At 36.1% G+C, this 14,976-nt stretch carries 17 protein-coding genes and 4 pseudogenes; 6 read left to right on the forward strand and 15 right to left on the reverse strand.

The annotated features are described in order from the left end of the window. Nucleotides 1–29: 29 nt before the first annotated feature. Nucleotides 30–272: pseudogene (locus YN1551_RS15940) on the forward strand (transposase); the annotation flags it as partial. Between the two features lie 102 nt (nucleotides 273–374). On the opposite strand, the gene YN1551_RS17505 reads toward YN1551_RS15940, so the two are convergent. The 10 genes and pseudogenes from YN1551_RS17505 to YN1551_RS09420 form a co-directional block, all read right to left on the reverse strand. Further along, on the reverse strand, nucleotides 375–512 hold the full coding sequence (locus tag YN1551_RS17505) for a hypothetical protein (RefSeq protein ID WP_080513590.1): 138 nt from the start codon (nucleotides 510–512) through the stop codon (nucleotides 375–377). Between the two features lie 3 nt (nucleotides 513–515). After that, nucleotides 516–584 (reverse strand): annotated as a pseudogene (locus tag YN1551_RS17885) (DUF4322 domain-containing protein); the annotation flags it as partial. 40 nt (nucleotides 585–624) lie between these two features. Further along, nucleotides 625–1,785, reverse strand: coding sequence for an IS110 family RNA-guided transposase (locus tag YN1551_RS09400; RefSeq protein WP_012715521.1), 1,161 nt, complete (start codon nucleotides 1,783–1,785; stop codon nucleotides 625–627). A 218-nt stretch (nucleotides 1,786–2,003) separates the two neighbouring features. After that, nucleotides 2,004–2,189, reverse strand: coding sequence for a hypothetical protein (locus YN1551_RS17510; protein WP_238527809.1), 186 nt, complete (start codon nucleotides 2,187–2,189; stop codon nucleotides 2,004–2,006). A 94-nt stretch (nucleotides 2,190–2,283) separates the two neighbouring features. After that, nucleotides 2,284–2,424: a hypothetical protein gene (locus tag YN1551_RS16625; protein WP_012715989.1), complete on the reverse strand. Its 141-nt coding sequence runs from the start codon at nucleotides 2,422–2,424 to the stop codon at nucleotides 2,284–2,286. A 218-nt stretch (nucleotides 2,425–2,642) separates the two neighbouring features. Beyond that, on the reverse strand, nucleotides 2,643–3,170 hold the full coding sequence (locus tag YN1551_RS09405; protein ID WP_238527810.1) for an MBL fold metallo-hydrolase: 528 nt from the start codon (nucleotides 3,168–3,170) through the stop codon (nucleotides 2,643–2,645). Nucleotides 3,171–3,721: 551 nt separating this feature from the next. Further along, complete coding sequence (locus YN1551_RS09410) at nucleotides 3,722–3,997, reverse strand: type II toxin-antitoxin system RelE family toxin (protein WP_012717630.1); 276 nt, start codon at nucleotides 3,995–3,997, stop codon at nucleotides 3,722–3,724. A gap of 727 nt (nucleotides 3,998–4,724) precedes the next feature. After that, nucleotides 4,725–4,856 (reverse strand): annotated as a pseudogene (locus YN1551_RS17260) (nitric oxide response protein); the annotation flags it as partial. Nucleotides 4,857–4,903: 47 nt separating this feature from the next. Further along, nucleotides 4,904–5,344 carry a hemerythrin domain-containing protein gene (locus tag YN1551_RS09415; protein ID WP_009070277.1) on the reverse strand — a complete coding sequence of 147 codons (441 nt, stop codon included), beginning with the start codon at nucleotides 5,342–5,344 and terminating at the stop codon, nucleotides 4,904–4,906. A 27-nt stretch (nucleotides 5,345–5,371) separates the two neighbouring features. Continuing rightward, complete coding sequence (locus tag YN1551_RS09420; protein ID WP_012715982.1) at nucleotides 5,372–5,755, reverse strand: hypothetical protein; 384 nt, start codon at nucleotides 5,753–5,755, stop codon at nucleotides 5,372–5,374. A gap of 89 nt (nucleotides 5,756–5,844) precedes the next feature. Here YN1551_RS09420 and YN1551_RS15950 point away from each other — a divergent pair. Further along, nucleotides 5,845–5,987, forward strand: a pseudogene (locus YN1551_RS15950) (4Fe-4S dicluster domain-containing protein); the annotation flags it as partial. Between the two features lie 52 nt (nucleotides 5,988–6,039). Here YN1551_RS15950 and YN1551_RS09425 read toward each other — a convergent pair. The 3 genes from YN1551_RS09425 to YN1551_RS09435 all read right to left on the reverse strand — a co-directional run bounded on the left by YN1551_RS09425 (nucleotide 6,040) and on the right by YN1551_RS09435 (nucleotide 9,414). Beyond that, nucleotides 6,040–6,570 carry a hypothetical protein gene (locus tag YN1551_RS09425; protein WP_012717632.1) on the reverse strand — a complete coding sequence of 177 codons (531 nt, stop codon included), beginning with the start codon at nucleotides 6,568–6,570 and terminating at the stop codon, nucleotides 6,040–6,042. Between the two features lie 56 nt (nucleotides 6,571–6,626). Next, nucleotides 6,627–8,609 carry an acetate--CoA ligase family protein gene (locus YN1551_RS09430; RefSeq protein WP_012717633.1) on the reverse strand — a complete coding sequence of 661 codons (1,983 nt, stop codon included), beginning with the start codon at nucleotides 8,607–8,609 and terminating at the stop codon, nucleotides 6,627–6,629. 112 nt (nucleotides 8,610–8,721) lie between these two features. After that, entirely contained in the window at nucleotides 8,722–9,414 is a 693-nt protein-coding gene (locus YN1551_RS09435) for a DUF981 family protein (RefSeq protein ID WP_012717634.1), read from the reverse strand. Here YN1551_RS09435 and YN1551_RS09440 point away from each other — a divergent pair. Continuing rightward, nucleotides 9,397–10,773, forward strand: a complete 1,377-nt coding sequence (locus tag YN1551_RS09440) for an APC family permease (RefSeq protein WP_012715979.1) — start codon at nucleotides 9,397–9,399, stop codon at nucleotides 10,771–10,773. The genes YN1551_RS09435 and YN1551_RS09440 overlap by 18 nt on opposite strands. 21 nt (nucleotides 10,774–10,794) lie before the next feature. Here YN1551_RS09440 and YN1551_RS09445 read toward each other — a convergent pair whose 3' ends face one another. Next, entirely contained in the window at nucleotides 10,795–11,598 is an 804-nt protein-coding gene (locus YN1551_RS09445; RefSeq protein ID WP_009991873.1) for a hypothetical protein, read from the reverse strand. A 124-nt stretch (nucleotides 11,599–11,722) separates the two neighbouring features. Then, nucleotides 11,723–12,421, reverse strand: a complete 699-nt coding sequence (locus YN1551_RS09450) for a class I SAM-dependent methyltransferase (RefSeq protein WP_012717635.1) — start codon at nucleotides 12,419–12,421, stop codon at nucleotides 11,723–11,725. A gap of 470 nt (nucleotides 12,422–12,891) precedes the next feature. Between YN1551_RS09450 and YN1551_RS09455 the strand changes: the two genes are divergently transcribed. From YN1551_RS09455 to YN1551_RS09465, 3 genes are all read left to right on the forward strand, one after another. Next, nucleotides 12,892–13,425 carry a hypothetical protein gene (locus tag YN1551_RS09455; protein ID WP_012717637.1) on the forward strand — a complete coding sequence of 178 codons (534 nt, stop codon included), beginning with the start codon at nucleotides 12,892–12,894 and terminating at the stop codon, nucleotides 13,423–13,425. Between the two features lie 34 nt (nucleotides 13,426–13,459). After that, nucleotides 13,460–13,624: a hypothetical protein gene (locus tag YN1551_RS17515; RefSeq protein ID WP_238527811.1), complete on the forward strand. Its 165-nt coding sequence runs from the start codon at nucleotides 13,460–13,462 to the stop codon at nucleotides 13,622–13,624. 281 nt (nucleotides 13,625–13,905) lie between these two features. Next, nucleotides 13,906–14,964, forward strand: coding sequence for an ISH3-like element ISSis6 family transposase (locus tag YN1551_RS09465; RefSeq protein WP_012717385.1), 1,059 nt, complete (start codon nucleotides 13,906–13,908; stop codon nucleotides 14,962–14,964). The last annotated feature ends 12 nt before the right edge of the window (nucleotides 14,965–14,976 follow it).

Below are 14,976 nucleotides of genomic sequence, written 5' to 3' on the forward strand. Positions count from 1 at the left end.
ATTTTTTCTAATATGATTTTGGGTCTACCGTTGAGAGGAGCGGGAAGGCTGTGGTAAGTAGGGGGATTTCCAAGAGGGGTAATAAGTACTTGCGTAGCTTGTTCTACTTTTTGGCAGTGAGGAATTATTCTAGGAATCCAACCTTATTGAAGTTTTATGAGACACACAAGGATAGGTTGAAAGGTAGGAAGTTGTATGTTGCTTTGGCTAGGAAGTTGGCAAGGGTTGTTTGGAGTGTTTGGTATAATAATAAGCCTTATGAGCCTAAATAAGTAAGCCCTCCCTCGAATCGCCACGTGGGTTGAAAGGACCCACGTGGCAATGTTAGCTAATACTATGCTTGAAGTTTGAGCGAAAGATTTATTACTGAACGCCTATATAGGTTTTCCCTTGTATTCTATTGATGTCCAGTCTATTGATATTTTTACACGTTTTCTTCCACCTAGTTCCTTAACGGAAATCGTTTTGATCACGTTTAGCATTTGGTCTATTACTTGTGGTTGTTCTTCCACGTAGTTTCTAACTGTTTGTGGTGATATGCCAAGCTCTTTTGTCTTGTTTTCTACTGAATCTTTTGTTAGTGCTGCTGTTACAAGGCACTACATGCTGACGCCTCTAACAAACCTATGGGGATAACGAGTCTAGCGCGTCTCCCACGTCGAAGTCCTTGACATTAACTTCCTTACCCCTAGGAATCCTAAAACTCTTCTTGACAACTCCCTTGTAAACACCGTCCTTTATAACATGATAACAAATGCTTGCAAGCTTTCCGGCAAGAGCACAAGTAGCTTGAGTAACACTCTTCCCCCTAGCAATAAGCCTCTCATAATACCCTTTAAAAGGCTCAAGACCCCTAGCAACCTTGGCAACCAAGTAGAGAGCTCTACGCAAATACTTATTACCCCTAATCATACCGGAGTGAGACTCGCTATCACCACTCTGCTTAGTTTTGGGTGCAAAGCTTGCATAAGCCCTAGCAGCCTTAGAACTGGAAAAACGGGAAACATCACCGAACTCAGCGTAAATAGTTGCAGCACTAATCAAACCAATTCCGGGGATCTTACTCAACTCAATTACTGGTTTTGGAATCTTGGAAATTATCATATCCTCAACCTCCTTAATCATTTTCTCCAAGTTTTTTAACAGTTCAACTAATTGTTTTAACGCTAGTTTTTCCGCGTCGTTTAAGTTTCTCCCTAGTTTTTCTTTTAGTTCCTCCTTCTCTTCCTTGCTTAGTCCCTCCCCCTTTACTAGCTTTTCAAGTAGTTTTCTTCCCTTCTTGTCGAATGGTTGTATTTTATATCCCGCGAATTCTAATATTTTCCTTATCTCGTTCTTTACTTGTGTTGTCTTCTCTACTAAGCTTTCCCTATATCTCGTTAGTTCTCTTAGCTCCATTATTTCTCCTGTTGGTATGTATGATCCCTTGATTACTCCGGTCATGTGTGCTACTAGTAACCTTTGTGCGTCGAGTTTGTCTGTCTTTTTCCCTAGTATTTCTGTTAGGTGTAGTGGGTTTATTACTGTTACCTTGTATCCTTTTTCCGTTAGTTTTTCGTGTAGGTAGAAGTAATATATTCCAGTTGCCTCTATTATTCCTTCCTTATATTCTCCTAGGAATTTAATTAGTTCCTCTATTCCCTCGTTGTCGTGGTTGAATTCCTTTACCTCCTTGACGTATACTGCTGATTTTTCTTGTTCTACTACTAGTTCTCCCTTTGCTGCTGTTAGTTTGCTTTGTGAAATATCAATTGCGAAGGCCTTGTTTGTAACTTTTAATTCCATGCTTGTGTATTACGCGTTTCTCGAGATATTTTTTGTTCTCATAATACCTTGTTTTCTTTGCATAGTGTTAAGTGTTTCAGCCCCTAGAGTATTTTGTTACAACCTCCTACTCGGGGGTTTTTATCCCCTCTTGTTAGATCGTTCTAGGGGCTTCACAGCTAGCCTTGTAGATGGGGTTTTATCCCCATGTTTTCTATGAGCTTATGTTGTTTTTCTCCTTACTTGTTTATTTCCTTTTCTCTTGTAATACTTGGTTTTATTCGTTCTCTTGTTTTGCGTGGATTGCCCCGTAGGAGTGTTTTCTTGACTTCTTCTGCCCTTCTTCCCTTGAAGTTTATGATGGAAAATAATTTTTCCTCGATTTGCACACGTATTTTAGGGGAGATGTAGTCTGGTGTTGTCAAGTGTTTCTCCCCTAAAGTAATACCAGACTACATCTCCCTTAACTTTTTCTCTAATTACAAAATTTTCTGGGTTAGAAAAAATTATGCAATGCAATTATTTTTGTAAAATGAATTTGGGGTCTAAGGATAGAGGTGCTATTATAGTTGCTACATAACTATAAGTAAAGAAGTCATACCATTCTAGGGCCATTCCAAAGCTAGATGCAATTATTACCTTATTTTTCATCGAAACCATAATTAATCGTCTCCTAAACGTCTTAATAAACTTTTCTAACTATGAGAGAAAAATCATTAATGACTAATATTCCATTTTTGTGATTATATTAATATTATTTTTTAAATATACTATCAACTCGTTCTTATATTCTACTAGTGGAGTAATTGTACTTCCATCTATCTTAAAAGGTATGTCATGTCCTGGTACAATCACCTTACCTATAGATAAAGCCCTATTTATACTTTAATATTATAATATGCAAAGGAGGTCTTCCTCCTCTTAGCATCGCTTATATATTTTATTGCATCGCCTACGAATAGTACATCGTCGTATAAAGTTCCCATAGTACCTGCAGTATGCCCAGGCAATAAAATAAACTTCAAACCATATATTTCGTCTCCATTCTTTACTTTAACTAATTTATCCTTAAGAAGGGTAGGTAAATAATTTACTATATATGGATCAGAAGTCCCACTTAAAGCGTATTCAACTTCTCTTTGAGACACATATACTTTTGCTTTAGGAAATATCAAGGAGTTTAGTGAATGATCATAATGCAAATGAGAGACAATAACTCCATCAATGTCCGAAACTGAAAGACCAATACTTTTTAATGAGTTCAATAAAGCCTCCTTATTGCCAAAATGGCCCGGATCATAGATTAAGGTCTTACCATCACTTTGTATGAGAGAGATGTTGCAAAATCCTAAAAAACCTAAATTAGTATAAAGGGGAACTCCAAGTAAAAGAACTTTCCAAACCATGATATATAATAGCTCAATATACCATTTAAAGATTAGCTAGCAAAATAATAATTATAATATATTTTAAAAATTATTTGCTTAAACGTTCAAAAGCATAAACTAACTTTAACATAGTGTGAATATAATGTAGTCATTTAGGTATAAATTTGTACTTTAACGTAAAAGACACCTCTGACAATCTAGGCTTGACTTACTCCATGTAGAGAATTCCTCTATTGATAGTGCCAATATTAAGTTATAAATTTTGTCATAATGTAATCCGTTATAGAGTATAACGTTACTTATACCCTTATAAACTCACTTACTCATTTTCATCTTAATAGCGGCACTCTTACTCTATTTAATAATTTATAACACAATAAAGATACTATTTCTACACTATTCGCCCCAAAGAGTAATTTCATTAACACATTCCTTTAATAACACCTGTGAGTAGTTTATATATATGAGAATTGTTGAAGATGAAGATGGAGAAAGATTCCTTGAGTTAGAGAATGATGAGGATATAGATAAATTATTTGATGAAGTAATAAAGAAAGTTAAGGAGAAAGCTAAAGCCCGTAAACCTTCTTATGAGACCCAACCTCCCAAATGAAAACTACACAATTTTTTGGATCAACGCTATAAAGTATCCTTATATCTCCCGTAACTTTTATAGAGAACATTGGATTACCGTATTTATCCTTACCTAACTTCTCCCTAGAGTATTTGAAAGGGTCATTTCTGAGCAATTTAAGCTTCTCCCTTATGTTATTCAAAATTTTTATGTTAGAAAATTCGTTAGATAGATAGTCTACAAATTCTTCGAAAGTTACAGCTTTCCTCATCTTAAACCTTATTTTCCATTCTTTACAAACCACAATAATACAGAAATAAAACTCATTTAAAACTTTTCTGTTTCTTTCCCTATTCCTTTATTATCTCAATAGTAGTCATAAGAGACGTAATTTATTCGAACAGCTATTCAGATACGCCTTCTACAAGCATAGAAGGAAAATAGTGTGTGAATGCCTGCTCGTAAAATATAAGATAAAACTGATAGAAATATCTTTCAATAGAAAATTTAGAAAATATATAGTATATAGTAAGTTATGCATACACGGTAAAAGAGCGTAAAATTATTAGCGATGATATTTATGAGAAACTAATAGTCATTTTAGGAGACCTTCATTAAAGATTTTATTTTATATTCATTTATATTTCCGATAAAACGAATGAAATTGTTGTTCAAAATGAGATTAATTAAATGATGATTTAAAGCAGAATATGGGATTTTATAAATAATGAATACTAGTAAATTTAAATGGCAAAAACAATAACTTATAACAATTTTGGCAAATGTTGCTTTGTGGAATTCTTCAGTTTTTCTCAATAGGAACGTATAGCTAAATTTTAACTCAACATAAGATTTAGAATTTATTTTACTTCTCCTAGCTTAAGATCTAAGAAAATTCAACTAATCCACAAAGCAGGCACATGTTCAGAGTGTGGACAACAATTTCGTTCATTTGAAATTTGGTTAAAATTTCCTTAAAGTTGTATCATTTAAACTCAGTGAGCCGGGAATAATGACTCCGTGGGGTCTATGAAGAACCCTTGCATGCTCATGAACTCAAATACTGCAGGTACTCCTCCAAGTAAAAGCAGTAATATTCCCGTAATCATCAATAAAAGTGGTAATCTCACACGTTTCTTGCTTTTAGACTAAGGATTTATACGAAACACCTAAGCTATTAGGTGATTGCGTGACATTTCCAATCACTAGGTGGTTCCGCTAACTCTATATCTTCCAAGACTAACTTAGCTTGTTCCTCATCGGATAATGATTCAAGAAACTGATACACACTTCCCTCTTCAGCACCATCGTGTTCTAAAAGTACTCTCATAAACTCCCTTATTTTATCTTTCGCTCCTTCAATCTCATTAGATTTCAATAACTCCTCTGTTTGTTTTAATAAGATCCACATGCTTCCATGCTCTATCTCCAAGCTTCTTATGATGGCAAGAAAAGAAGTATCTGTAATCTTTTTAAATAGAATTTCCTCTTCCCAATAAATATGATTAGTATACGCTTTCCACATCATGGTATAAAGAGAAAGACTAGGATTTGCTAAAAAATCCTCTACCAAACCCTCAAGTCTCCTATGATCTAATGTTAAAATAAGTGATATCATATTATTATCATCAACGTTTATGCCTTATTATTTATACTGCTTGTAGTAAGGTATCATCTCTACTATACCATTTCTCTTTCCATCGGGTAAATAAAGGTTATAATAGAAGCCAATCTCTATGTTATCTCCAATTAAAACATAGAATTTCCTCTTCTCAACATTTTTCCTCTCATCCAATCCCAGCTGAATGTCATCAATCTTAGTTACGGTTTTACTGATGGCCTTTGCTAACTCTATGGTTTGGACTTTTCCTAACACTTTCTTTTCATTAGGATTTGGAACATTTTCTTTCAACCAGAATAGGGTGAAGCGTATTGCCTTTACATAGTTATTAACAAGGGCTAGGAGGGAATGAGATAGGGCGATCTTCATAGAAACAGTAGCTCTGATCGCCTTAATCCTCCTAGCCATTAAGGAAATTTAGAAAAAGAAGTATTTAAATATAAGGGGCTATCCATCCCCGCTAGGGAGGCTTTCCTCCCCCTTAACCTCCAATTTTAGTAAACGTTTTTCGATGGTTTGATACTCCAGGGAATCCAGTATCTGAAAAAAGGCTGATCCGTTTAATGAGCAGGCTTGTATATTCTGTATGGTATGTGTTAACGTTTGTCCAGTAGCAGCAATAGATGTGAAACCGCCATAACTCTAACGGGTAAATAGTATAAAGCGATAATATAATCTTCTTTTTATTCGCCCTAACTTGGTTTTGCTAGATAAGTCTTTCTGGCTATCATCATCAACCCTACTATTCCTATCATTTTTACTATATCTCCTATTATCGCGACTATCCCCAAACTACTCAGATATAAAGGCAATCCGATGGTAAACACTACTGCACCCCAGAAGAATAAGGAGGAGTATGTTTTGGAAAAACCTAACGTTGTTAAATATATTGATATTCCAGCTATTGGTTCAAATATATATCCTAATACTATAATTTCTACTCCCAAGAAATTTCCCGTATATGCAATAATCATCCCTATAAACGTTATTATTATTGCAAGAATTGCAAAATAATTCAAGATCCACTGTTTTTTTAATCCACTTCTCCGATAGTTGAGATAAGACGGTACTGCTAATATCCATACGAAAGTCATAAGGATTAGAAAAACTTTAGATAAGGCAAAATAAATACCGTTCTCTAATAGGAGAATGAGTCCATATAATATGATAAGTGAGGCAATCAAACTAATTATATTACCTTGAAGCAAAGATTTTCCATCCATAATTATCTGTTCGTTTTCATGAAAATAAACTCTTGTTAAAAAAGTTTTTATGAAAATTACTCTAAAACTATCCTCACATCTACCGCAAATGCCCCGTTTTCGTTGACAAATAGTGGATTGATATCCATTTCCTTTACGTTCAAATCAACTATCATTCTTGACACTCTGGTAATTGTCCTTATTAACGAGTTCTCATCATATCCCCTCTTTCGTGCATACAGCATGTCGTGAATCTTACTCTCTACTAATAACTCTTGTGCCTCGTCCTCATAAACTGGTGAAAGCGCATAGGCTACGTTCTTGAGTACTTCAACGTAGATTCCGCCGCTGCCTACTAACACAACGTGGCCAAACGCCGGATCCTTTAAACCTCCCACAAATATTTCCAATCCATTTAACTGCTGTTGAATTAACACTCTACTAGTTATCTTTGACAACTCGCTGTAAACCTTCTTAACGTCTTCTTTCTCAACGTTTACTACAACACCTTTCATTTCTGTTTTATGAACTGGTGTATCTGGAGATATCTTCATTACAACTGGAAAACCTATGTTATCTGCAACGTTTTGTGCCTCATTCTCATTTGTTGCTAGTCCCCATTTTGGAGTCCTAATCCCGTAAATTTCCATAAGTTTTAAGGCCTCAAAATCCTTAAGAGTCTTCTTCCCCTTAACCAACTCTAAGGCAGCCTCAATTGGCTGTATAGTCCTTATCTTTCTTCTGGGTGTTGGTCTAGAAGTGTAATATCTAATTGCCTTTACCGCATCTTCCGGAAAAGTATAGCCTGGAATACCAGTTGTCTCCAATATTTTTAACGCCATATCCTCATCTAGGCCCATGGTTACGCCAATTACTCCTTTTCCTTTAAAATTCGACACAGTTCTAGCAACGTCACTACAACTCACCATGGGTAACGATTGTACTATTATCAATTTAGTACAATCTAAATTGCTAACTATTTTTAGCGCATTATAATATCTCTCCTTATCGGCATCTCCAGTTAGGTCTAGGGGATTTTTAGGAAGGGATGTTGGTGGGAGTATTTTAGTTAGTTCCTTCTTCATCCATTCTGGAATTTCCACAAGCCTTAGCTTGTTTCTATCTATCTCATCCGAAACTAATACGCCATGTCCACCAGAATTAGTTATAACCAGGATTTCTTCACTTATCGGTTCAGAGTACATTAATATCTTAGCCAAGTTCAACATGTCATGAAGATTCTCCACTAAAATCCCACCAACCGTCTTAACTGCAGCCTTAAACACCTCAAATGATCCAGCTAAACTACCAGTGTGAGTTTTAGCAGCTGATGCCCCACTATTGGTAACCCCTCCTTTCAAAAATACTACCGGTTTTCTTCTGGTTGCCTCTGGTAGAGTCTCAAGAAAGGCGTTTCCATCTGAAACTCCTTCCAAATAAACGAATATTGCCCTTGTCTCAGCATCCCTAGATAAGTAGTTAATAACTTCATATTCCTTTACATCAGCCTGATTACCTAAACTAACCATGTAACTTATCCCTATCCTATACTTCTGAGCCCAGTTTAGCATGTAAACTCCTAGCCCACCACTTTGAACTACTAGGCCAATGTTTCCCCTCTTTACGTCGGTATAAGTAAATGTTGCATTAAATTCTGGTGTAATAATCCCAAAGGTGTTTGGTCCTAGAACCCTAATCCCTCCTTTTCGTGCAATGCCTATTACCTCATTTTCCAATTTTTCCTCTCCAACCTCTCTAAATCCTGCAGTTATAACTATGGAAGCTCTTACTCCTTTTTCTACTAATTCCTCCATTACTTGAGGAACAATCTCTCTTGGAACAGTAATTATGCCTAGGTCAATATCGTCTGGGATTTCCTTTACGCTCTTAAAGGCTTTTACTCCTTCAACGTCTTCAGCCTTAGCGTTAACTGGGTATAGTTTACCATGAAATGTGGAGAGTAAATTTCTGAATATAACATTCCCAACTTTCTCCTTATACCTTGACGCACCAACAACTGCAATGCTTCTAGGCTTAAACAAGTAGTTCAGATCGCTCATATTATCCTTTTACAAGGATTTCTAATATATCTTTCTACATGTTGGACTTAATCTTCTCTCGCAAATTAGAAGTTTTCCGGTACCGATAAAAAAGATTAAAGAAAAATACCTTTTATGGAGGATGTGCTAGATGGGCCGGGATAGTCTCAACAGCGATGAACGCGCCTATAATTCCCGCAATCACAACAAATATCCAAAATAATAGGAAAAAAGCGTACATCCATCCTTCTAGCTTTGGATCCTTAACTCCTTGTTGATCTCTAAGCTTATCTAACGCTAAGGTTACTGGATATCCTAAAATACCAGCTATTCCGTAAGTAGCGTATAGTGCTAATAATGCCAAGGGTTCCTTAGTAAGCCCTAAATTATAACCCGAAACACCGTAGTAAATAGTTATTAAGCCTACGAAAAACGAGAATATTCCAGTACTTTGTAATCTCTTTCCCATGTATACAGCAATTGAATAGGAGAGGATCGTTATACCAAGTAATAGGTATACGTCATAAAATAATATATTATAACTACCCGGTAATGTCCAAGTGAATTCTCCCCATAGGCTGAGTATTATGATTATTATACCCAAAATCGCAGCGGGAAGTATGGAATCGTCAAGGCTTCTTTTTATTGCCTCATAACTGCTTTTTCTAAATCCTATGAAAGCTTGAATTGTAGTATAAGCTATTAACACTGATACTAACGGCAATATAAATAACATTAAACCCAAATTATCTATGAAAACCATCTTATCACCAATATATACTTTCCTTTTGAAATATATAAGTCCAATATGTTTAAATATAAACAAAAATTAAATCTTTTACACATGGCTTCACAAGTAACTCTTAATAGGATGCTCATAAGAGGAATATGTATGGATGGTCTATCCAAGAAGCTCGAACCTAAGGAGAATACTATCCCACCAATTCTAGTTTACGCACAATCATTGGCGTCAATTGCACCTTTGGGTTCTGCCTCAGCCTACTTAACTTACGCCTTATCCTATTCCCTTTCGTCCACGGTCATAGCGGGAATACTAGGTTCATTAATCTATTTCCTTTGGGTTGTAATAGGTTACAGATATTCCAAAGTAATAGCCTCTACTGGTGGTACATATGAGTTTGCAAGAGCTGGAGGTGGAGAGTTAACTGGTAGAATTGCTGGTTGGCTTTACTGGATAAGTTACATGATCTACTTACCATCTGCTACGACTTATCTTGCTAGCGTAGTTTTACCTTCTGAGTTCAGCTTAACTCCAATTACAATAGCTCTCATTGAGGTCTTAATACCAATAATTCTAACTCTGTTTTTGCTAGCTGGAATTAAGCCACCCCTATTTTACGCTCTAGCAACATCTAGTATAGAGGTAATTCTTATTCTAATATTAGGTATAAAGGTTCTAAGCGTTACTGGATTATCAATAGAGCCGTTAGCACTTAAAGTACCAATATCGGATTTCTTTCAAGGAGCTTTAGGAGTCGGTTTCACCCTAGCCGGAGGTGGTGCGTCGTTCTTCTTAGGCTATGAGGCAATAGGGAAAGGGAAGACTGTGGGAAAAAGTTATCTTATCGCATACTGGATAGCGGCAATTGCGGTTTTGTTCGCAGCGTATTTCGAAATAGCTGCTGCGGGTTATTCAAATGTGGGTGTAACCAATTTACTTAACATTACGAATTACCCTGGGTTTTACATTGCCAAGAAGTTTATGGGTAACACGTTTTCCTTAGTATTTTTCATATTCACAGCAAACAGTCTAATTGGCTCAGTATTAGCAGCTTATGTCGCACTTTCCAGACTTTCATATTCATTAATAAGAAAAGATATGCTAAAATCAATATTTGTAGTAGCAGTACCATTTACCTTAGTCAATTTAATAGCGTCACTCACGGGGCAGTATCTAAACGTTTACAGCATTACAACCGAGATCTCCCTAGTTACTCTTTACGCTTCACATGTAATAGTATCTGGAGTTTTTCCATCATTTATAAATAAGATTTCAAGACTACAGGCTTGGGATGTATTATTAGCTATAGCAGCAGTGATTTTGATGGGTTATGGTGTCTATAGTTACGTCGTACCCTACAGTTACCCGAGCTCGCTGATAGGTTTAGCTTCTCTAGTTAGCGGCATATTGCTAGGTGTAATTAGTTTTACGAAAAGGAGATAATTTTCAACAACTCTTTATAGTTTATAAAACAAGTGGTGTTATGTCCGATATTCCATTGGTCAAGTATATTCCTCTTTTCTTACATTCATCAATTAATTCAAATGTAACTCTCTTAGCATAAATTATTGGAATAACCTTCTTTTTACTTAATTCAGGTTTCACCTTTAATAGTTTCTCAATAGTATTTTCCAATTGGGTAATAGCCTTAACCCCAGCCCTCATCTTAACTTCCCCTACAAATACGTAATCGTTATGCTCAGCATATAGATCAATCTCAACCACCTTGGGAATTTCTAAAGACTGGACTATTGCGGTAATGTTATATTCCTTTTTAAGCTTATAGGTCAAGAAGTCTATTGCCTCATCTTCTATAGATATGCTTAATCCCTCAATAGTCCTCTTTATATCTCTAATGTCTTTTTTTATCAGTCTAATATCCTTTTTCATGTCCTTAACGTCGTTTCTCAGATTCGTAACCTCTTGTCTTAGGCTCATAGTTTCCTTTTTTACTCCCGTAACTTCTTCTCTTAAATCCGTAACCTCCTTTTTAAACATGTTAATGGTTTCGTCAATTCTTTTATCTAACCTTTCCATTTCTGCATTATGTCTCTCATCTTCCTTCTTCATATCTTCTAATATTTTGTTGAATTTTTGGTCTTGGTTTAGGAATTTCTCCCAAATTAACTTGTTCTGATCCATCAAGTAGTTAATCTTCTTGTCAATCTCTTCTAGCTTACTCACGATTATATTATTGGCTACTGCTTCTGCAACTTTCTTTATGAATTCAGGATCGTTCTTTAATCTCTCTACAATGTCACTTGACACAATTATTCATTTGTTATAATTACTAAAAAAGATTTACTACTGGTTCATAGCGTTACGTTTATTCATTTATTTTTGATGGTCATACAAAATACATCTACATCTTATTAGTTGGTTTTGTACAAAATCACCCTTTAGGAAACCCTACCACGAAATAGAATAAATTTAGTGCCCTCTCCTCGTATACTTTAATATCAATATATTTCTCAAAGATCTTCTTATGGAAAGAATTAGTAGGTACTCTTTCATAAATGTAATAAATGTATTTGAAGTCCCTCGACTTGGCTCCAGCTAGGGCTGCGATATATGGCATAATATATCTTAGGTAGATGCTCAAATAGACTCTTTTTATCCAACTGTCTGGTTTGCCCATGGCTATAAATCCCACAATTTTTCTTGAAACTCTAGTAATTTCCCTTATCACATCCTCTATATTGTCAGCTGCATGTAAGGCGAAACTACTCATTACGACATCAAACATTTTTTCCCTAAATGGTAACGCGTCAAATGAGCAAAGTACCTTGTCGTCTTCTATTAGCGCCATTTTAAGCATGTTTTCGGCATAGTCAGACAATATGATCTCATATTTAGCATTTCCCTTGAAAACTTTCTTAAACGTATATGAGAGTTCACCTTTTCCACCTGCTACATCTAAAACTAATTTAGGTCTTTCACAGAACTTAAGTATGGTCTTAACCAGATCTGCTCTCCACTTCACATCTTGATTAAAGGAAATAAATCTATTAGCCCTATCATAGGCTTTTGGTATATTGTTGTAAACTTGTTGTAGTTCTTCGTTGGTAGCCTTAACGACTTTATTGGCCATTACGTCTTTTTATCTAAAATAAAATCTATTAAGCTTTTTCACTTATATTAAACTTGAATTTATTGTGTGATAAATTATTATCTCAATCACGTCATAGTAACCTTGTCATATGCTATGGCATTAATGTCAAAATTCTGGGAAAGTTGCTGATTCTTTTCTTTTATACCTAGATTTTTCCATCTAAGATATGGCATCTTGTCCATTTCTATTATTTTAAAAAATATCGTTAGATAGAATTAAGTCATACTGAGACAGCAATACTTTAGCTATACTTCTGACTTCACCAACTGACGTCTCTCCATGTATGAGATTGCCCAGCGTTAAATTGTCCCTTTATACGAATTACTAAGTTTAAATTCCAGAAGTATAGTTTAAACTTATCTACTAACTTACTTTATTAAAGATTTTTCCACAATAACTCTCAACATTTCGTGGAAAAATTTAATAATTATCGATACGAATATTAACATATGGGGAATGCTGAAATAATTACTAATGCGAAGAAGAAATTAGAGCAGTTCTTAGGATTTTCCTTCCTATCACCTCTCGTAATTGAAATTAGTATCCCCTTTTATGGTTTTTATAAGGATAACGTAGTGGCAATAGGTTACTTTGGCGATTATGAATATGAGTTGGAGAGAACATTAATACATGAATTAGCGCATTTCATTCAAGATAAAATTTGCAAACCCAAGTTTCCTTATCTTCACATGATAATAGAGGGTATTCCTCTGCTTTTCGGAATAGGAAATGGAAAACTGTTAGGGTATTACCAATTTGTCGAAGGTTTTGCTACGTGGATTGACGAGGAGATTATGGGTTATAGAGGAGACGAATATTGGTTTTCAGTACCTAAATATTACTTCAAGGTGTATTATAAAGGAGCTGAAATTTTTAGGAAGTTGGGTAAGAAGGAGGCAATAGAATACGGATTAACGGATAGGGAATTCTGTAAAGATCCGCAGAAATACAAGTTGTTAAGAACTATTAGCATATCAAATTGATAGATTTTTTAATGCTAGTTGGTTAAAGTGCATTATGAATGCTATAGATATCTTATGGCTTGCTTATAAGAGCTTAATGGCTAGGAGAACTTTAGCCATAATATCAATTATAGCCATCATGATCGGAATAACCAGCGTTTCATTCATAGAAGCTTTTAGTCAAGGAGTGGAGCATTCAGTAATTTCCACGCTTTTTTAACTTAATCCTACCAACATTTACGTTTTTAATGAGATAGGTTACGTATCACCAACGGACGTCTCCTTTATGAGCTCCTCACCTGGCATATATGCAGTATATCCGGTAATTGAAGCCCATGGCATAGTTCAAATACGGTAGACCCAAAATCGTATTATGAAAAATAATTCTGACAGAATAATATCGATTCATGATAGATAACAGGATTTATATGAGTATTAAGAATTCAGTTGAAGAAAGGTTTAAGCTGAGGGAGATGTGGTATTACCACGTGAGTAAGTGAGATGGTAACACCGGTACTCCCTCACCAAAATAACATTCAACAAATAGGATATAAATTACTTTCCATGCTGAACTTCAAGGGAAAGAAAGGGGAAGAGGTGGCGAGAACCCTCATCTCAGCGTGTTTATGGAACGATTCGGTGGAAAGCAAGTCGAGGGCGTATGGCGTGTCCCCACAGACCGTGAGGAATTACGTGGAGGAGCAAGGGATGGAAGTTATTGAGAAACTCTTGGAAAGCGCCAGGAAGATATCCTTGAAGGTACTGAAGGGAGTCAAGGAGATAGACGTCTCAATAGACTGGACAACCAAGACCTGGTACGGGAGACCGGTGGGAGGGCTCGGGAGTTCGGAGGAGGGAAACTCTTGGAACTACGCAACTGCGACGACAAAGTTTAATGGGAAAGTGCTCCTACTGGCCTTCGTCACTCAAGTCAAGGGGATGACTAAGGAAGAGATCGTGAAGGCCCTCGTGGAGCAAGTCGTCGCGATGGGGTTCAAGATAAGGTTGATAACTCTTGACGCAGGTTTCTATACTGTTGATGTGCTCAACTTCATTTCACAGTTTAAGTATATAGTTGCTGTGCCTGTTGGGGATGTTAAGGTTTATGAGGAGTTTGACGGGGATTACGCAACTAATAGTAAGAGGCATAGGAGGGATGAGCAGGTCAAGTTCAGGCTTCTCGTGTACAGCAAGGAAAAAGTGAGGAGAAAGAAGAAGAGTGTTGTTTATTTTGCTAGGGCTACTAATCTAGACCTACCGAAGGGGGAGGTGTTGGATTTGTACAATAAGGTAAGGGGTCCCATAGAGACCTCTTATAGGAACATTAAGGCTTTTCTTCCATTTACTAGTTCTACTAAGTTTGTTTTCCGCACGTTGATCTTCGTGCTGGCCGTGGCCTTCTACTCCCTGTACACCGTGTTCAAGGGGGAGGTGAGGAGGGAGCAGTTCAGGATACTCCTAATACTCTTGTTTTCTGATGATTTATTCTATCTAAAAGATTTTCTATTTAAATCAATAGAACCGCTTATTAATAATATAGATTTATTTTCAAGGAGGTGATTTTGGGTCTAC

Origin of the sequence: Sulfolobus islandicus Y.N.15.51 (genome assembly GCF_000022485.1) — an archaeon.
Lineage (GTDB): Archaea > Thermoproteota > Thermoprotei_A > Sulfolobales > Sulfolobaceae > Saccharolobus > Saccharolobus islandicus.